This window comes from Streptomyces sp. NBC_01689 (assembly GCF_036250675.1).
Taxonomy (GTDB): domain Bacteria; phylum Actinomycetota; class Actinomycetes; order Streptomycetales; family Streptomycetaceae; genus Streptomyces.
Map to the genome: position 1 here is coordinate 6,937,016 of NZ_CP109592.1, position 18,467 is coordinate 6,955,482.

General features: G+C 72.1%; 16 protein-coding genes. 12 read left to right on the forward strand and 4 right to left on the reverse strand.

Features of this window, described 5'->3' with window-relative positions:
- Positions 1–9 precede the first annotated feature (9 nt).
- Both OG776_RS29605 and OG776_RS29610 read left to right on the forward strand, forming a co-directional pair.
- On the forward strand, positions 10–1,152 hold the full coding sequence (locus OG776_RS29605) for a glycosyltransferase family 4 protein (protein WP_329322798.1): 1,143 nt from the start codon (positions 10–12) through the stop codon (positions 1,150–1,152).
- 449 nt (positions 1,153–1,601) lie between these two features.
- On the forward strand, positions 1,602–3,185 hold the full coding sequence (locus tag OG776_RS29610) for a GMC oxidoreductase (RefSeq protein WP_148014102.1): 1,584 nt from the start codon (positions 1,602–1,604) through the stop codon (positions 3,183–3,185).
- Between the two features lie 80 nt (positions 3,186–3,265).
- On the opposite strand, the gene OG776_RS29615 is transcribed toward OG776_RS29610, so the two are convergent.
- Positions 3,266–5,062 (reverse strand): AMP-dependent synthetase/ligase, encoded by a 1,797-nt coding sequence (locus OG776_RS29615; protein WP_148013612.1) that lies wholly within the window; start codon positions 5,060–5,062, stop codon positions 3,266–3,268.
- Between the two features lie 296 nt (positions 5,063–5,358).
- Here OG776_RS29615 and OG776_RS29620 point away from each other — a divergent pair, with 296 nt between their 5' ends.
- From OG776_RS29620 to OG776_RS29645, 6 genes are all read left to right on the forward strand, one after another.
- Positions 5,359–6,156, forward strand: a complete 798-nt coding sequence (locus tag OG776_RS29620; RefSeq protein ID WP_148013611.1) for a metallophosphoesterase family protein — start codon at positions 5,359–5,361, stop codon at positions 6,154–6,156.
- Positions 6,157–6,263: 107 nt separating this feature from the next.
- The gene (locus OG776_RS29625) at positions 6,264–6,710 is read left to right on the forward strand and encodes an SRPBCC family protein (protein ID WP_148013610.1); all 447 of its coding nucleotides are present in this window, start codon (positions 6,264–6,266) and stop codon (positions 6,708–6,710) included.
- Between the two features lie 156 nt (positions 6,711–6,866).
- Positions 6,867–8,036, forward strand: a complete 1,170-nt coding sequence (locus tag OG776_RS29630; protein ID WP_148013609.1) for an ArsA family ATPase — start codon at positions 6,867–6,869, stop codon at positions 8,034–8,036.
- 57 nt (positions 8,037–8,093) lie between these two features.
- Positions 8,094–8,564, forward strand: coding sequence for a DUF5304 domain-containing protein (locus OG776_RS29635; protein WP_148013608.1), 471 nt, complete (start codon positions 8,094–8,096; stop codon positions 8,562–8,564).
- A gap of 54 nt (positions 8,565–8,618) precedes the next feature.
- Positions 8,619–9,572 (forward strand): ROK family glucokinase, encoded by a 954-nt coding sequence (locus OG776_RS29640; protein WP_148013607.1) that lies wholly within the window; start codon positions 8,619–8,621, stop codon positions 9,570–9,572.
- Between the two features lie 222 nt (positions 9,573–9,794).
- Positions 9,795–10,547 (forward strand): endonuclease/exonuclease/phosphatase family protein, encoded by a 753-nt coding sequence (locus tag OG776_RS29645; protein WP_148013606.1) that lies wholly within the window; start codon positions 9,795–9,797, stop codon positions 10,545–10,547.
- Between the two features lie 32 nt (positions 10,548–10,579).
- Here the strand turns inward: OG776_RS29645 and OG776_RS29650 are convergent, their stop codons facing one another.
- Entirely contained in the window at positions 10,580–11,281 is a 702-nt protein-coding gene (locus OG776_RS29650) for a hypothetical protein (RefSeq protein ID WP_148013605.1), read from the reverse strand.
- Positions 11,274–12,083: an alpha/beta hydrolase gene (locus OG776_RS29655; protein WP_148013604.1), complete on the reverse strand. Its 810-nt coding sequence runs from the start codon at positions 12,081–12,083 to the stop codon at positions 11,274–11,276. The genes OG776_RS29650 and OG776_RS29655 overlap by 8 nt, the downstream gene beginning before the upstream one ends.
- 226 nt (positions 12,084–12,309) lie before the next feature.
- On the opposite strand from OG776_RS29655, the gene OG776_RS29660 reads away from it, so the two are divergent.
- The 4 genes from OG776_RS29660 to OG776_RS29675 all read left to right on the forward strand — a co-directional run bounded on the left by OG776_RS29660 (position 12,310) and on the right by OG776_RS29675 (position 16,285).
- Positions 12,310–13,077: a lysophospholipid acyltransferase family protein gene (locus tag OG776_RS29660; protein WP_329326557.1), complete on the forward strand. Its 768-nt coding sequence runs from the start codon at positions 12,310–12,312 to the stop codon at positions 13,075–13,077.
- A 33-nt stretch (positions 13,078–13,110) separates the two neighbouring features.
- On the forward strand, positions 13,111–14,304 hold the full coding sequence (gene macS, locus OG776_RS29665; protein WP_148013602.1) for a MacS family sensor histidine kinase: 1,194 nt from the start codon (positions 13,111–13,113) through the stop codon (positions 14,302–14,304).
- 114 nt (positions 14,305–14,418) lie between these two features.
- The gene (locus OG776_RS29670) at positions 14,419–15,111 is read left to right on the forward strand and encodes a response regulator (RefSeq protein WP_148013601.1); all 693 of its coding nucleotides are present in this window, start codon (positions 14,419–14,421) and stop codon (positions 15,109–15,111) included.
- A 145-nt stretch (positions 15,112–15,256) separates the two neighbouring features.
- Positions 15,257–16,285: a 6-phosphofructokinase gene (locus OG776_RS29675; RefSeq protein WP_148013600.1), complete on the forward strand. Its 1,029-nt coding sequence runs from the start codon at positions 15,257–15,259 to the stop codon at positions 16,283–16,285.
- A gap of 213 nt (positions 16,286–16,498) precedes the next feature.
- On the opposite strand, the gene OG776_RS29680 is transcribed toward OG776_RS29675, so the two are convergent.
- Positions 16,499–18,403: an anthranilate synthase family protein gene (locus tag OG776_RS29680; RefSeq protein ID WP_329322799.1), complete on the reverse strand. Its 1,905-nt coding sequence runs from the start codon at positions 18,401–18,403 to the stop codon at positions 16,499–16,501.
- Positions 18,404–18,467: the final 64 nt, after the last annotated feature.

Consider the following 18,467-nt stretch of genomic DNA (forward strand, 5'->3'; position numbering starts at 1 on the left):
TCGGGCCCGATGCACAAGACCCTGATCGTGACCAACGACTTCCCGCCCCGCCCCGGGGGCATCCAGGCGTTCCTGCACAACATGGCGCTGCGCCTGGACCCCGAGCGGCTCGTCGTCTACGCCTCCACCTGGAAGCGCGACCGGGAGGGTGCCGAGGCGACGGCGGCCTTCGACGCCGAGCAGCCCTTCACCGTCGTCCGCGACCGTACGACGATGCTCCTGCCGACGCCGGGCGTCACTCGCCGGGCCGTCGGGCTGCTGCGCGAACACGGCTGCACGTCGGTGTGGTTCGGGGCGGCGGCCCCGCTCGGCCTGATGGCGCCCGCGCTGCGCCGGGCGGGTGCCCGCCGGCTGGTGGCGACCACGCACGGTCACGAGGCCGGCTGGGCTCAACTGCCGGCCGCGCGCGGTCTGTTGCGGCGGATCGGGGACTCCACGGACACCATCACGTATCTGGGGGAGTACACGCGCTCGCGGATCGCCTCCGCGCTGAGCCCGGAAGCGGCCGCGCGCATGGTCCAGCTGCCGCCGGGCGTCGACGAGAAGACCTTCCACCCCGGTTCGGGCGGCGCCGAGGTCAGGGCCCGGCTCGGGCTGACGGACCGCCCGGTGGTGGTCTGCGTCTCCCGCCTGGTCCCGCGCAAGGGGCAGGACACGCTCATCCTCGCCATGCCGCGCATCCTCGCCGCGCAGCCGGAGGCGGTGCTGCTGATCGTCGGCGGTGGGCCGTACGAGAAGGAGCTGCGCGAGCTGGCGCACCGGACGGGTGTCGCCGACGCCGTCCGCTTCACCGGCCCGGTGCCCTGGTCGGAGCTGCCGGCGCACTACGGTGCGGGGGACGTCTTCGCGATGCCGTGCCGTACCCGCCGGGGCGGTCTGGACGTCGAGGGCCTCGGGATCGTCTACCTGGAGGCGTCCGCGACGGGCCTGCCGGTCGTCGCCGGCGACTCGGGCGGCGCGCCCGACGCGGTCCTCGACGGAGAGACGGGCTGGGTGGTGCGGGGCGGCTCTCCGGACGACGCGGCCGACCGCATTGCCACCCTCCTCGCCGACCCGGAACTCCGCCGCCGCATGGGCGAACGGGGCCGGGCCTGGATCGAGGAGAAATGGCGCTGGGACCTCCTGTCGGAACACCTCAAGACCCTCCTGTAGCCCAACCGCCGGGAACCTCCCGCCCCACCAACTCCCCAAGGGGCGCGGGGAACTGCGCAATCCCTCCACGGACCCGCACGCACCCACAGCCGCCCCCACCAACTCCCCAAGGGACGCGGGGAACTGCGCGCCAAGCCCCCACGCTCCCGCACGTCTCCACGCACAGTGACTCCCACCCGCCCCTCAGGGGCGCGGGGAACTGCGCAATCCCTCCACGGACCCGCACGCACCCACAGGCGCTCCCGTCAACTCCCCAAGGGGCGCGGGGAACTGCGCGCCAAGCCCCCACGCTCCCGCAGGACTCCCCGCACAGTGACCCTCACCCCCTCGAAATCCGGGCGAAGCCCCTAGGCGGAAGGCAATAATCCGCCGATGCTGCGCACATGACAGAAAAACTGACTCATCATCAGATGACTAACCGTCACCTGACGAGACGCCACATCCTGGGCATGGCCGCCCTCCAGACGGCCGCCGCCATCGGCCTCACCCGCATCGGCCTCCAGTCCGCCCACGCCACCGAACCCGACGCCGTCGACAACGCCCCCGCCATCGTGATCGGTTCGGGCTACGGCGCCGCCGTGGCCGCCCTCCGCCTCGGCCAGGCCGGCATCCGCACGCTCGTCATCGAGATGGGCCGGCTCTGGAACACGGCCGGCTCCGACGGCAAGGTCTTCTGTTCCACCAGCGCCCCCGACCAGCGCTCCATGTGGTTCCGCACCCGCACCGAGGCCCCGCTCGCCACGTTCCTCTGGCTGGACCTCGTCAACAAGGACATCAGCCGCTACCCGGGCGTCCTGGACCGCGTCCACTACGACCACATGTCCGTCTACGTCGGCCGTGGCGTCGGCGGCGGCTCGCTGGTCAACGGCGGCATGGCCGTCACACCCCCGCAGTCGTACTTCGCCGAGCAGTTCCCCGGCGTGGACGCCCCCGAGATGTACGACACCTACTTCCCGCGCGCCCGGGCCATGCTCGGCGTCAACACGGTGGACCCCGCCTGGTTCGAGTCCACCGAGTGGTACAAGTTCACCCGCACCTCCCGCAAGGCCGCCGCGAACGCGGGGCTGAGGACCACGTTCGTGCCGAACGTCTACGACTTCTCCTACATGCAGCGGGAGGCGGCCGGCACCGCCACGAAGTCGGCGCTCGCGGGTGAGGTCATCTACGGCAACAACTACGGCAAGAAGAGCCTCGACAAGACGTACCTCGCCGCCGCCCTCGGCACCGGCAACGTCACCATCCACACCCTGGAGAGGGTCCGGGCCGTCCAGCGCGCCGCCGACGGGACGTACGTCCTGACCGCCGACCGCATCGACGGCACCGGCGCGGTGGTGGAGACCAAGCAGTACGGCTGCACGTACCTCTTCCTGGGCGGCGGCAGCCTCGGCACCACCGAACTCCTCGTCCGGGCCCGGGAGACGGGCGCCCTGCCCGCCCTGGACGCCAGTGTGGGGGCGGGCTGGGGGACCAACGGCAACGTCATGACCGGCAGGGCCAACCACATCTGGGACACCGTCGGAGCCAACCAGTCCACGATGCCCGTGATGGGGATCGACGACTGGGCGAACGCCTCCAACCCGGTCTTCGCCGAGATCGCTCCGCTGCCCATGGGGCTGGAGCACTGGATCAGCCTCTACCTGGCGATCACCAAGAACCCCGAGCGCGCGTCCTTCACCTACGACGCCGCGACGGACTCCGCGAAGCTCGGCTGGACCGCGGCCCAGAGCGCGGTCTCGGTGAGCATGGCCAAGAAGCTCTTCGACCGGATCAACCTGGCGAACGCGACGATCTACCGGTACGACCTGTTCGGCGGCAACAAGACCTTCGCCGACGACTTCTGCTACCACCCGCTCGGCGGCTGTGTGCTGGGCAGGGCGACGGACGACTACGGCCGGGTGAGGGGCTATCCGCACCTGTACATCACCGACGGCTCACTGGTGCCCGGCTCGATCGGGGTCAACCCGTTCGTGACCATCACCGCGCTCGCGGAACGCGGCATGGCGCGGATCCTCGCCGAGGACACCGCGCCATGAGAGCCGTGCGGCAGCAGGGCCGTGGAGACCGTGGAACTCCGAGGCCCTAGGGCAGGACGTCCGAGCCGGACCCGCCGGGGTCAGCCCCCGTAGATCGCCTCGATCTCGTCCGCGTAGTCCTTCGCCACCACGTTGCGCTTGAGCTTCAGGGACGGCGTCAGGTGGCCCGACTCCTCGCTGAACTGGGAGGACAGAATGCGGAACTTCCGCACCGATTCCGCCTTCGACACCGCGGCGTTGCCGTCGTCCACCGCGTCCTGGATCGCCCGTACGAGATCCGGGTCCTCGCGCAGCGACGCCGCGGTGGAACCCGCCGGTTTGCCGTGCTCCTGGCACCAGCGGCCCAGGAACTCCTCGTCGACGGTGACCAGCGCGCCGACGAACGGGCGCCCGTCTCCGACCACCATGCACTCCGCGACCAGCGCGTGCGCGCGGATGCGGTCCTCGATCACGGCCGGGGCGACGTTCTTGCCGCCCGCGGTGACGATGATCTCCTTCTTGCGGCCGGTGATCCGGAGGTAGCCGTCCTCGTCCAGGGTGCCGATGTCGCCCGTGTGGAACCAGCCGTCGGCCAGCGCCTCCGCGGTGGCGGCCTCGTTGTTCCAGTACCCCTTGAACAGGTGCTCACCGTGCAGCAGCACCTCGCCGTCGTCCGCGATGCGGATCACGGAACCCGGCAGCGGCTGGCCGACCGTGCCGATCTTCGTCCGGTCCCAGGGGTTGAAGGCGGTGGCCGCGCAGGACTCCGTCAGGCCGTAGCCCTCCAGGACCGTGAAGCCGATGCCGCGGAAGAAGTGCCCGAGCCGCTCGCCGAGCGGGGCACCGCCGGAGATGGCGTACTCGCCGCGACCGCCCAGCACCGCGCGCAGCTTGCTGTAGACCAGCTTGTCGAAGGTCCGGTACTTGATCTTCAGGCCGAGCGACGGGCCCGACGGGGTGTCCAGCGCGCGGCTGTACGCGATCGCCGTGTCCGCGGCCTTGTCGAAGATCTTGCCCTTGCCGTCCGCCTGCGCCTTGGCGCGCGCCGAGTTGTAGACCTTCTCGAAGACGCGCGGCACACCGAGGATCAGCGTCGGCCGGAAAGCCGCCAGCTCGTCGGTGAGGTTCTTGATGTCCGGGACACAGCCCAGCTTGATCGGCGCCATCATCGGCGCGACCTGCACGAGACGGCCGAAGACGTGGGCGAGGGGGAGGAACAGCAGCACGGAGCACTCGCCCGTACGGAACAGCGGACGCAGCCGCTCCACGATGTTGCCGCACTCCGCGAAGAAGGCGCGGTGGGTGAGGACACAGCCCTTCGGACGGCCGGTCGTACCGCTCGTGTAGACGATGGTCGCCGGATCGTCGGCCTTCGCCAGCGAGCTGCGCTCCTCGACGGTGGCGTCACTGACGTCCCGCCCGGCCCGGCCCAGCTCCTCCACTCCGCCGCCCTCGATCTGCCACACGTGCTTGAGGGCGGGCAGCCGGTCGCGCACCGACTCCACGGCGGCCGCGTGCGCCGGCAGCTCGACGACGCAGGCGGTCGCGCCCGAGTCGCCGAGTATCCACTGCACCTGCTCGGCGGAGCTGGTCTCGTACACCGGCACGGTGACGCCGCCCGCGCTCCAGATGGCGAAGTCGAGCAGCGTCCACTCGTAGCGTGTACGGGACATCAGGCCGACCCGGTCGCCGGGCTGCACGCCCGAGGCGATCAGTCCCTTGGCCGCGGCCCGTACCTCGGCGAGGAACACCGTGGCGGTGACGTCCGTCCACGTGCCGCCCACCTTGCGGGCGATGACGGCGACGTCGGGATGCTGCGCGGCGTTTCTGCGGACGATGTCGGTCAGGTTTCCGTCCGCAGGGACCTCGTACAAAGCCGGAAGGCTGAACTCGCGCAAGACTGCTGCTCCTCATAGGGCGCCGGCGCCACGACTCTGTGTGATGCGACGGTGCGGTCCAAGGCTCGGGCAGGCACTCGGGAAGACCGTTGTTGAATTCCTGAGTACGACTGGACTGCCCGGACGTTACCCACCGGTACGGCTGTTTCGATAGGGGGTCCCGGCGAGATGTTCCCTGCGTCACACAGGTTGACGTTCCTTCGCGCACAGTAGTCCACGCCCTTCTCGGCATGCCAGTAACCGCAGGTCCGACCGCCTCTGTTCACGTTTGCCGCACAGGCCTACGCTTGATCGCCATGGCACCCACACCAGGCGGTAACCGCAGGACGCGCATTCACGTGGTGAGTGACGTGCACGGCAACGCGCGTGACCTCGCCCGGGCCGGCGAGGGCGCCGACGCCCTGATCTGCCTCGGTGACCTGGTGCTCTTCCTCGACTACGCCGACCACTCGCGGGGCATCTTCCCCGACCTCTTCGGCACGGAGAACGCCGACCGGCTGGTCGAGCTGCGCACCGCCCGCCGCTTCACGGAGGCGCGCGAGTTCGGGGCGCGGCTGTGGTCCGGCGTGGGCACGGACCGCTTCACGGCCATCGAGAAGGCCGTGCGCAGGCAGTACGCCGAGCTGTTCGCCGCGTTCCCGACACCGACGTACGCCACCTACGGCAATGTCGACATGCCCGCGCTGTGGGCCGAGTACGCCCGACCCGGCACCACCGTCCTCGACGGCGAGCGGGTCGAGATCGCCGGCCGGGTCTTCGGCTTCGTCGGCGGCGGACTGCGCACCCCCATGCGCACCCCCTACGAGATCAGCGACGAGGAGTACGCGGCGAAGATCGAGGCGGTCGGCGAGGTCGACGTGCTGTGCACCCACATCCCGCCGGAGGTGCCCGATCTGATGTACGACACCGTGGCGCGCCGCTTCGAACGCGGGTCCCGCGCCCTGCTCGACGCGATCCGGCGCACCCGCCCCCGCTACGCGCTCTTCGGCCACGTCCACCAGCCGCTCGTCCGGCGGATGCGGATCGGCGCGACGGAGTGCGTGAACGTGGGCCACTTCGCCGGGTCGGGCAGGCCCTGGGCGCTGGAATGGTGAACCCCAGGTGGGGTGGCAAGGGTCGGCCCGGCGCGCGGTAGCCTTCACGCTGCACACTCGTGCGCACCACCCTCCCTCACCGGACCGCACCTGGAGGAGCCACGGCGATGGCGGAACACACCAGCTCGAGCATCACGATCGAGGCGGCACCGGCTGACGTCATGGCGGTCATCGCCGACTTCGCCCGCTACCCGGACTGGACCGGCGAGGTGAAGGAGGCCGAGGTGCTCGGCACGGACGGGCAGGGCCGCGCCGAGCAGGTGCGTCTCGTCATGGACGCCGGCGCCATCAAGGACGACCAGACCCTCGGGTACACCTGGACCGGCGACCACGAGGTCTCCTGGACCCTGGTCAAGTCCCAGATGCTGCGCTCCCTGGACGGCTCGTACCTCCTGGCGCCGGCGGGCGCCGGTGCCACCGAGGTCACCTACCGGCTGACGGTCGACGTCAAGATCCCCATGCTGGGCATGATCAAGCGCAAGGCCGAGAAGGTCATCATCGACCGGGCCCTGGCGGGTCTGAAGAAGCGGGTGGAATCGGGCGAGGCGGGCTGACCCCGTCCGCGGCCGGGCCGCACCGGGTGGCCCGGTGACGGGCCGCCGGGCGGTTCCCGGGAGCGGACGGGTGACGGGCCGCCGCGCGGTTCCGGGGAGCGGACGGGTGACGGGGCGGGACGGCGGGGGTGCCGGGCGCGGGTAGCGTTCCCTCCCATGCGCACCATCCTGATCACCGGCTCCGGCGGCACCGGCCGTACGACCCTCGCGGCGGCCACCGCGCTGAAGGCCGCGGGCGCCGGCACCCGCACCCTGCTGCTGAGCGCCGACCGCGCCGACACCCTCGGCGCCGCGCTGGGCACCCGCACCGGCGCGGAGCCCGTCGAAGCCGCCCCCGGCCTCACCGCCTGGCGTCCCGACGCGACCGAACGCTTCCGCGAGGACCTCGCCGCCTTCCAGGACCGCGCGACCACCGCCCTCGATCTGCTCGGCGCCGCCCGGCTGGACGCCGAGGAGCTCACCCCGCTGCCCGGCGCCGAGGAACTGGCCCTGCTGCGCGCCCTGCGCGACGCGGCGACCTCGGAGAGGTACGACCTCCTGGTCGTCGACCTCCCCCCGACCCCCGAGGCTCTCGCCCTGCTGGCGCTCCCCGAGGAACTGCGCCGCTATCTGCGCCGGCTGCTCCCCGCGGAACGCCAGGCCGCCCGCGCCCTGCGGCCCGTCCTCGGCCGGCTCGCCGGGGTCCCGATGCCCGCCGAGTGGCTCTACGAGACGGCGGCGCGCTGGGACGGGGAGCTGGCCGCCGTGGAAGCGGTCGTCGGGGACCGCGCCACGACCGTACGGGTGGTCGCCGAACCCGGACCGGCCGGCACCGACGCCGTCCGCACCGCCGTCACCGGCTTCGCGCTGCGCGGTCTGCGCGTCGAGACACTGCTCGCCAACCGCGTGCTGCCCGCCGCCACCCCGGACGCCTGGCTGGGCGCCCTCGCCGCGCAGCAGCACAAGGCGCTCGACGAATGGCGGGAGACGTACACCGTCCACGAGACCGCGCACCTGGGCCGCGATCCGCGCGGCGCCGACGACCTCGGCGCGCTCCCGGTGCCGGGTGTCAACGAGACGCCGCCCCCGGTCGAGTGGCCCGTCCTCGACCACCTCGCCGACGACGGCGTCCTCGTGTGGCACATCCCGCTCCCCGGCGCGATACGCGAGGAACTGGACCTGATCCGCAGGGGCGACGAACTGGTCCTCACCGTGGGGCAGTTCCGCCGGATCGTGCCGCTGCCGTCCGCCCTGCGCCGCTGTGGCGTGGACGGTGCCGCGCTGCGTGAGGGGGAACTGCGGATCCGTTTCGCCCCGGACCCCGATCTGTGGCCGCGCGCACGGTGAACCGGGTACCCCTGTTCGGGTAACGTCGAAGGGAGGAACCGTAGGCAGGAGCCCGCCATGAGCGAAGAGCGCCCCACGTCCGACGCCGCTCAGCAGGAGACGGTGGACGAAGCGCGCGTCAGCGACGCCGACGCCTGGGCGAAGGCGTGCGCCGAGGATCTCGCGGCGGAGAAGGCCCGCCGCCGCACCCAGTACGGGCCACCGCCGGGCTCCGCCTCCGAGGAACTGCGCAAGCTCGTCGACGCGGTCGCCGACAAACTGTCCGGACTGAACTCACCGCTGTTCGGCGCGATCGCCTCGGGCACCGCCCAGCAGATGGTCAGCCAGGTCGTGCAGCAGGCCAAGGCGGCCGTCGAACCCGTCATGGAACGCAACCCCGACGTCTTCGACCACCTCGCGGCCGCGGGCTCCGAGCTGCTCGCCGCGTACCGCTCGGCCGTCGAGGCGCAGGAACGGCGCTGGACGACCCGGGACACCGGCCCGCACGACGAGGGCACCGGTCCGGGGGAGCGGATTGACTTGGACTGAAGGCCGCTCGGGTACGGTTGGCCGTAGCGGGGCTCGACCGAAACTGAGGGATTCATGGGACTCACCATCGGCGTCGACATCGGCGGCACGAAGATCGCGGCCGGTGTGGTCGACGAGGAAGGCAACATCCTCTCGACGCACAAGGTGCCGACTCCCAGCACGCCGCAGGGCATCGTGGACGCCATCGCCGCCGCCGTCGAGGGTGCGCGAGCCGGTCACGACATCGTCGGGGTGGGCATCGGTGCGGCCGGTTACGTGAACCGCCAGCGCTCGACGGTCTACTTCGCGCCCAACATCGACTGGCGGCAGGAGCCGCTCAAGGCCGAGGTCGAGGCGCGCGTGGGGCTGCCGGTCGTGGTGGAGAACGACGCGAACGCGGCGGCGTGGGGCGAGTACAAGTTCGGCGCGGGCAAGGGCCACCGGAACGTCATCTGCATCACGCTGGGCACGGGCCTCGGCGGCGGCATCATCATCGGCAACAAGCTGCGCCGCGGGCACTTCGGTGTGGCCGCCGAGTTCGGCCACATCCGGATGGTGCCGGACGGTCTGCTGTGCGGCTGCGGCTCGCAGGGCTGCTGGGAGCAGTACGCCTCCGGCCGCGCCCTGGTTCGCTACGCCAAGCAGCGGGCCAACGCCACCCCCGAGAACGCGGAGATCCTGCTCGCGCTGGGCGACGGCAACCCCGACGGCATCGAGGGCAAGCACATCTCGGTGGCCGCGCGGCAGGGCGACCCGGTCGCCGTGGACTCCTACCGCGAGCTGGCCCGCTGGGCCGGCGCGGGCCTCGCCGACCTCGCGTCGCTCTTCGACCCGTCGGCCTTCATCGTCGGCGGCGGCCTGTCGGACGAGGGCGAACTGGTCCTCGACCCCATCCGGAAGTCGTACAAGCGCTGGCTCGTCGGAGGCAACTGGCGCCCCGTGGCCGATGTGATCGCCGCCCAGCTCGGCAACAAGGCCGGACTCGTGGGCGCGGCGGACCTGGCCCGGGAGCCCGACCCGATCATGTGACCCCCTGTGACCACCCGACAGCGCCCGCCGGCCCCCGAGGACGGCGGGCGCCGTCGTACGGGGCCTTCCCCAGGGCGCGGGAGCGCGCGGGCTGGCACGGCTCCCGGCAGCCGGGACGGGACCGGCCCCGGCGTGCGGCCGACCGCGGCCCACCCGCGGCCGAGGACCGGACCGCCCCCGATTTCCCCCCACCCGGCGGAGCGCCCCCGTATCTTGATCGGCATGGCGACGACCCCGCTGCCCCACTCCCGCACCGAACCCGACGGCTCCGCCGTCGTCCGGGTGCTCAGCTACAACATCCGCTCGATGCGCGACGACACCGGCGCCCTCGCGCGGGTGATCGGCGCCTGCGCGCCGGACCTCGTCCTGGTCCAGGAAGCCCCCCGCTTCTTCCGCTGGCGCAAGAAGCTGGCCCGTCTCGCGGCCGCTTCCGACCAGATGATCCTCTCCGGCGGCGCCCCGGCGGCCGGCCCCGCGCTCCTGTGCTCCCTGCGGGCCACCGTCGAGCGGACCGAGGACGTCCTGCTCCCGCTCACGCCGGGCCTGCACCGCCGAGGCTTCGCCACGGCCGTCGTCCGTTTCGGCGGTGCGCGCCTGGGCGTCCTGAGCTGCCACCTGTCGCTCGACGGGGACGAGCGTCATGAGCAGGGCGGCCTGCTTCTTGACCGCGTCGCGGCCCTCGGCACCCCGCACGCGGTGGCGGGCGGTGACCTGAACGACCTGCCCGGGGGCCGTACCTTCCAGCGGCTCTCGGCCTCCCTCCAGGACGGCTGGGCGACCCGCCCCTGGGGCGCCGAGCACACCTGGATCCGCGACGCGCCGCACCGCCGTATCGACGCCGTCTTCGCCACGAAGGGCATCGAGGTGCTGGGCTGTGGGGTGCCGCTGGGCCTGCCCGGCGTGACGGAGACGGACCTGAGGGCGGCCACGGACCATCTGCCCGTACTGGCCGCCCTCAGAGTGCCGGCGTCCTGAGACGCGGGTCCCGCGGGGCGCGGGACCCTGGCTCAGACCACCGCGCCCCGCCCCGGATCGTCCTCGTCGTCGGCGTCGGGGTTCATGCGCATCACGAGAGTGGCGAAACCGCCCAGGAAGCCGCCGATGCCCACGGTCGCCAGCCACCAGGTCATGTCCCAGCCGAGCAGGACGGCCAGCAGGAGCACGACCGGACCGCCGATGACGGCCAGCCAGGCGAACTTGGCCGTGGTGTCGGCGGCCGGCAGCGGAGGCGGCTCGGGCGGCACGAAGTGCCCCTCGTCGTCCTCGTCGAAGTCGTCCTCGGCGGGTTCCGCCGCCCGGTAGTCACGGGGTCCGCCGACGCCGGGGGCGAAGGAGACGGAGCTGCCGAGAGCCTGTGCGGCGGAGGGCCGGTCCCCGCGCTCGTCTTCCCCGTCGGCGCCCCGGGCCGGGTCCGTCCCGCCGGTCGTGCCGGCGTCGCTCCCGTCGCCCTTGTCGCGCGGCTCGGCCTTGTCCCCGCCCCCACGGCCCGTGGGGGTGCCGTTCGTCTCCGGGCCGAGGAGCGCCAGGTCCTCGACCGACTTGAACGGTTTCGCGCCGGGCGGGTCCTTCGGTTCCTCGCCGTACCCCTCGACGATCGCCTTCCACGCGGCTTCCTCGTCGAACGGGACACCCTGTCCGTCCCCCGGGGGCCCGCCGACGGGCACGCCCTTCTCGTCGGGCTCGCCGCGTTCCGCGTCCTGCTCAGCCACCGGTGGCCGTCCCTTCCTGCTGACCCGCCTGTACCGCGTCGGACCGCTCGCCGACGCCGGGCGCGAGCCGGCCGATGAACGCGTAGCTCTCCTCGAAGACCCGGTCCGCGTCATGGTCCAACGTCGCCACGTGGTAGCTGTGTTCCAGGAGGACCTCCGTCACATCCGTGGACGACACCCGGCCGAGGACGCGCGCCGAGTCCACCGGCGGCACCACATGGTCCTGCGGGCTGCGCAGCAGCAGGAGCGGCTGGGTCACCTGGGGCAGCTCCCCGTCGACGATCCGGTAGAAGTTCCGCATGGAGTGCGCTGCCCGCAGGGGGACCCGGTCGTAGCCCAGTTCCGTGACCCCCTCCTTGGCGATGTCGCTCGCGATACCGCCCACGGTCGGTACGAAGTGACGGAGCAGGGGAAGGGCGTACGCGGCGGCCCCGTGCACCCTGTTCGCCGGGTTGACCACGACGATGCCGCTCACCTCGTCCCCGTGCTTCGCCGCCAGCCGCAGGGCCAGCGCGCCGCCCAGGGAGAGTCCGAGGACGAACACCCGGGTGCAGCGCTCCCGGAGGGCGCGCAGCTCGCGGTCGACCTCCGCGTACCAGTCCTGCCAGCCGGTGAGCTGCATGTCCTCCCAGCGCGTGCCGTGCCCGGGCAGCAGCGGGAGCGCGACGGTCAGCCCGCGCTCGGCGAGGAACTCGGCCCAGGGGCGCAGCGACTGGGGCGACCCAGTGAAACCGTGGCAGAGGAGGACGCCGACCTCTCCGCCCTCGTGGCGGAACGGCTCGGCTCCAGGGAGGACCGGCACCTTCGGTCTCCTGTTCGTCAGGACGGGCGGAACGGGACAAGGCGGGTGGGCGGACCGGAACAAGACGGGCGACCCGAACGGAGGCGGAACACGGCCCCGGAGATCCGGGCGTACTTCACCGTACGCGACCGCACTGACACCGACCAGGGTCGTCGGGTCCTTTGACAGTCCTCCGGGATAAGGTCTGAGCGACGACACAGGAGGCATTCGGTTGATCTACGGCGCCATGAAGTTTTCCATCGGAGGGCCGCTGAAGCTCGCCTTCAGGCCCTGGGTGGAAGGCCTCGAGCACATTCCCGCCGAGGGCCCCGCCATCCTGGCAAGCAATCATCTGTCCTTCTCGGACTCGTTCTTCCTGCCCGCGGTCCTCGACCGCAAGGTGACCTTCATCGCGAAGGCGGAGTACTTCACGACGCCCGGCGTCAAGGGCAGGATGACCGCCGCGTTCTTCAAGGGCGTGGGGCAGCTCCCGGTGGACCGCTCCGGCGCGCGCGGCGCCGGCGAGGCGGCGGTCAAGAGCGGTATCGACGTCATCGAGCGGGGTGAGCTGTTCGGCATCTACCCGGAGGGCACGCGTTCGCCCGACGGACGCCTCTACCGCGGCAAACCGGGCGGCCTCGCGCGGGTGGCCCTCGCCACCGGCGCCCCGGTCATCCCGGTCGCCATGATCGACACCGAGAAGATCCAGCCGCCGGGCAAGGTGATGCCCAAGCTGATGCGTCCGGGCATCCGCATCGGCGAGCCGCTCGACTTCAGCCGCTACAGCGGCATGGAGCACGACCGCTTCGTGCTGCGCGCGGTGACCGACGAGGTCATGTACGAGATCATGAAGCTGTCCGGCCAGGAGTACGTCGACATCTACGCGACCGCGGCCAAGCGGCAGCTCGCGGACGCGGCGAAGGCCGAGAAGCAGGCGCAGAAGGAAGCGGAACAGGCGCAGAAGGAGGCCGCGAAGGCGGCCGGGACCGAAGAGGGACGGGCGGGCGGCTCCTAGACGCTCGCGTCGGAGGCGGTTGGGGCGGGGGGCATGGCCAAGCGCGAGAGAGTCATGAGGATGTCGGTCGAGCAGCCGCTGTGGCGTGCGCTCACCGCGTACCGCGTGCTGACGATGCTGTACGCGATCGGCCTCTTCGGGTTCGCGACCGATCGGTTCGCCCGCCCCTGGGTGGCCGTCGGCTACTACGCCGTCCTGTTCGTCTGGACCCTCGCGACCCTCCCCAGGGTGGCGAACGCGGCGAGCTGCACCAAGCGGTTCCTCGCCGCCGACCTCGCCGTGGCGCTCACCGGCATCCTCCTCACCCCGGTCGCGGTCACCCACCACGGCATCGTGACCGGCGGGCCGACGCTCCCCTCGATATGGACCGCGGGCTCCGTCCTGGCCTTCGCCATCAAGGGCGGCTGGCGCTGGGCGGCCTTCGCGTCCACGCTCGTCGCGGCCGCCAACCTGGTCGAGCGCGGCGCCCCGACCCGGGACACCGTCCACAACGTGATCCTCGTCTGGGTGGCGTCCATCGCCATCGGCTACGTCGTCGAGGTCGCCCGCGCCTCCGAGCTCACCCTCGCCCGCGCCCTGGAGATCGAGGCCGCCACCCGAGAACGCGAGCGCCTCGCCCGTGACATCCACGACGGGGTCCTGCAGGTCCTCGCCATGGTGCAGCGGCGCGGCGGCGCCCTCGGCGGCGAGGCCGCGGAGCTGGGCCGGATGGCGGGCGAGCAGGAGGTGGCACTGCGCACGCTGGTCTCCGGCGGACTGCTGCCCGTCTCCCGGGTGTCCGAGGACGCCGCGCTCGGCGCGGTGGTACGGGCCGTCGAGGAGCCCGACGACGACGCGGGCCCCGTCGACCTGCGCGTGCTGCTCGCCCGGTACGCCACCGCGCGCGTGACCCTCTCCGAGCCGGGCGCCCCGGTGCCGTTGCCCGCGGTGGCCGCCCGGGAGCTGGCCGCAGCCGTCGGCGCCGCCCTGGACAATGTGCGCAGACACGTCGGGGAGAGCGCCCGTGCCTGGATCCTGGTCGAGGACGAGCCGGACGCGGTGATCGTGACCGTGCGCGACGACGGCCCGGGCATCCCCGAGGGGCGGCTCGCCCAGGCCGAGGGGGAGGGGCGGCTCGGCGTGGCCCTGTCGATCCGCGGGCGGCTGCGCGAGCTGGGCGGCGCGGCCGAACTGATCTCGGTCCCGGGCCAGGGCACGGAGGTCGAGCTGAAGGTACCGAAGGCCTGACGGCGAAAGCTGGACGGACGGGGCGGGCATGGCAGACACAGAGATGACGGACGTGACAGACGTGACAGACGTGGCGGACGTGGCGGATACGACGGAACAGGGGGAGCGGCGGACATGACGGAGGCGGAGCGGCAGGTGGGCGAGGACCCGATCAAGGTCATGGTGGTGGACGACCACCCCATGTGGCGCGACGCGGTGGCCCGCGATCTCGCCGCGGCCGGTTTCGCCGTGGTGGCCACGGCGGGCGACGGTGAGCAGGCCGTACGGCGGGCCAGGGCGGCCGGCCCGGACGTTCTCGTGCTGGACCTGAACCTGCCGGCCAAGCCCGGTGTCCAGGTCTGCAAGGAACTGGTCGGAGCCGACCCGGCGCTGCGCGTCCTCGTGCTGTCGGCCAGCGGGGAGCACGCGGACGTGCTGGAGGCGGTGAAGTCCGGGGCGACCGGCTATCTGCTGAAGTCGGCGTCCACGGAGGAGCTGACCGAGGCGGTGCGCCGGACGGCGGCCGGTGACCCGGTGTTCACCCCGGGCCTCGCGGGTCTGGTCCTCGGTGAGTACCGCAGGCTCGCCTCCGAGCCGGTGCCGGCCGCGGGCGCGGGCGAGCCCAAGGCCCCGCAGCTGACCGACCGGGAGACGGAGGTGCTGCGCCTGGTGGCGAAGGGCCTGAGCTACAAGCAGATCGCGGAGCGGCTGGTCATCTCCCACCGCACGGTCCAGAACCACGTGCAGAACACCCTGGGCAAGCTCCAGCTGCACAACCGGGTGGAGCTGGTCCGCTATGCCATAGAACGTGGTCTTGACGAGGCGTAAACCCGGTGTTGTCCACCATCGAGTGAATGACGAGTGATCAACACCCGCACATTTCAACGGAATTGCCCTTCCGCCCCATGACGAAGTGACCTGGATCACTATTAGCGTGAGTCCCCTCAGGCAATCGCGGCGAAGGGACTTTTCCATGCGGGTCGGAGTACTGACCGGAGGCGGCGACTGCCCCGGACTCAACGCCGTCATCCGGGGCATCGTCCGCAAGGGCGTGCAGGAGTACGGCTACGACTTCGTCGGCTTCCGGGACGGCTGGCGCGGACCTCTCGAGAACGACACCGTCCGGCTCGACATCCCCGCCGTCCGCGGCATCCTGCCCCGCGGCGGCACCATCCTCGGCTCCTCGCGGACGAACCCGCTCAAGCAGGAGAACGGCATCCGGCGCATCAAGGAGAACCTCGCCAAGCAGGAGGTCGAGGCGCTCGTCGCGATCGGCGGCGAGGACACCCTCGGGGTCGCCGCACGCCTGCACGACGAGTACGGCATCCATGTCATCGGTGTGCCGAAGACCATCGACAACGACCTGTCCGCCACCGACTACACCTTCGGCTTCGACACCGCGGTCGGCATCGCGACGGAGGCGATCGACCGCCTGCACACGACCGCCGAGTCGCACATGCGCGTCCTCGTCGTCGAGGTGATGGGCCGTCACGCGGGATGGATCGCCATCCACTCCGGGCTCGCGGGCGGCGCGAACGTCATCCTCATCCCCGAACAGCGCTTCGACGTCGACCAGGTCTGCGCCTGGGTCACGTCGCGGTTCAAGGCCTCGTACGCCCCGATCGTGGTCGTCGCCGAGGGTGCCATGCCCAAGGACGGCGACGCGGTCCTGAAGGACGGCTCGCTCGACTCCTTCGGGCACGTCCGGCTCTCCGGCGTCGGCGAGTGGCTGGCCAAGGAGATCGAGAGCCGGACCGGCAAGGAGGCCCGCACCACGGTCCTCGGCCACGTCCAGCGCGGCGGCACCCCCAGCGCCTTCGACCGCTGGCTCGCCACCCGTTTCGGCCTGCACGCCATCGAGGCGGTCCGGGACGGCGACTTCGGCAAGATGGTCGCCCTGCGCGGGACGGACATCGTGCGGGTCCCGATCGCGGAGGCCACGGCCAAGCTGAAGACGGTCGACCCGAAGCTGTACGAGGAGGTCGGCGTCTTCTTCGGCTGACCCGCCCGCCCGCCCGTCCACGCGCCGCCACGCCCACCCGTGGCGGCGCGTCCGGCGTCCGGCACGCTCAGCCCCTGCAGCGATCGCTCTCCGACAGGAGCCGTGCAGGGGATGAGCGGATGCCGGTGCGAGCAGCTCTCGTGACGAGCGGCCTCTTGCGTGAGCGGCTCCTGGGACGAGGGTCTCCGACGCGACGGTCCGCGACGTCCTCGACTACACCGCGGGCCGCCGTTCGGAGAACGTCCTGGTGCCGCGCAGCTGAACGATCAGCTCCCGTACGACGGCGGTCCCGTTCAGCGTCAGCACCGACTCCGGATGGAACTGGACGCCCGCGAACCCGGGCCCGCGCAGCGCGTGCACCTCCCCGGTGCCGCTCCGGGCGACCTCGACACCGTGCGCCGCCAGCTCCGCCGACGCCTCCTCGTCGCAGTGCGCCACGAAGCTGTTGTAGAAGCCGACGGTCTCCGGCCGCCCGAACAGGTCGACCGTGGCCTGCGCGCCCTGGTACGGGACCTCCTTGCGGACGATCTCCAGGCCCAGTTCCGCCGCGATCAGCTCGTGGCCCAGGCACACGCCGAGGACCCCGTGCCGGTGGTCCCGGATCACCTCGGACGCGAGGCCGCGCAGGAACCGCATCTTGGGGTCGTCCGTGTCGGAGGGGTCACCGGGGCCGGGACCGAGCACCACCGGACCCCCGTGGGCGCGGACCGACTCCCGCAGCCCGGGCTCGTCGTAGCGCCGCACGGTCACCTCCAGCCCCGACGACCGCAGCACATGCGCGAGTATCGCGGTGAAGGTGTCCTCCCCGTCCACCACGAGGGCATGACCCCGCAGCGCGTCGGTCCGCTCCTGCATCCGCAGCCAGAACGGCGCGAGCGAGGCCCGCCGGCCGTCGAGCGCGGCCCGCACCCGCGGATCGTCGGCCAGCCGGCCGCGCGCGCCCGGAGCGCGCGGGCTCCGCTCCACCACCCCGAGCGCCGCCAGCACCCCCGCCGCCTTCGCGTGCGTCTCGGCGACCTCGCCCGCCGGGTCCGAGCCCCGGACCAGGGTGGCGCCCACGGGGACCCGCAGCCGTCCGTCCGCGTCGATGTCGGCGGTCCGGATCAGGATGGGGGAGTCGAGGGTCTGCGCGCCGCCCGCGTCCCGCCCGAGCAGGGCCAGCGCCCCGGCGTAGTAGCCGCGTCCGGTGCCGTCCGGCCCGAGCGGCTCGTACCGCTCGATCACCCGGCAGGCGTTCTGCACCGGCGACCCCGTGACGGTCGCCGCGAACATGGTCTCCTTCAGGACCTCGCGCGCGTCGAGCGAGGAGCGGCCCCGCAACTCGTACTCGGTGTGCGCGAGATGGGCCATCTCCTTGAGGCGCGGCCCGATCACGACCCCGCCCATGTCACCGACCGTGCACATCATCTTGAGTTCCTCGTCCACGACCATGGAGAGCTCCTCGGTCTCCTTGGCGTCGGAGAGGAAGCCGAGCAGCCCCTCGGCGGAGGGTCCCCCGGCGGGATAGCGGTAGGTGCCGCTGATCGGGTTCATCACGACGGTCCCGCCGGACATCCGCACGTGCACCTCGGGGCTCGCCCCGACCAGCGTCCGCTCCCCGGTGTGCACGACGTACGTCCAGTACGCGCCCCGCTCGCCGACCAGCAGCCGCCGGAAGAGAGCCAGCGCGTCGGCCTTTCCGAACCCCGGGATCCGCCCCTCGTAGGTGCGCCTGATGACGAAGTTCGCCCCTTCGCCGCGCCCGATCTCGTCCCGCAGCACGCGGCCGACGATGCCGGCGTACTCCTCGTCACCGATGTCGAAGCCGCCGCCCTCGACGCGCACGTCGTGGGCCGGCAGCTGGGCCAGCGCCTGCTCCAGCGGCAGCTCGTGCCTCTCCTCGGGGCTCAGCGCCGCGAGCGGCGTGCCGTCGTCGCGCACGTCGAAGCCGCGTTCACGGATCTGGCGGAAGGGCACGAGCGCCAGGGACTCGTCGGGCAGATCGGCGAGCCGGCCGTACACGGCCACCGGCCCGCGCAGCACCTCCACCGTGCCGCCGTCCTCGGTGGCGCGGCCCGGGGTACGGCGGCACAGCAGGGCGAACGGGCGGGGATCGTCCAGCAGGTCGAGCAGATTCATCGGTCCTGTTCCTTCTCGCATCGGAGAGGAACGACCCCGGAGAACGCCGAAGGCCGCCCCTCGG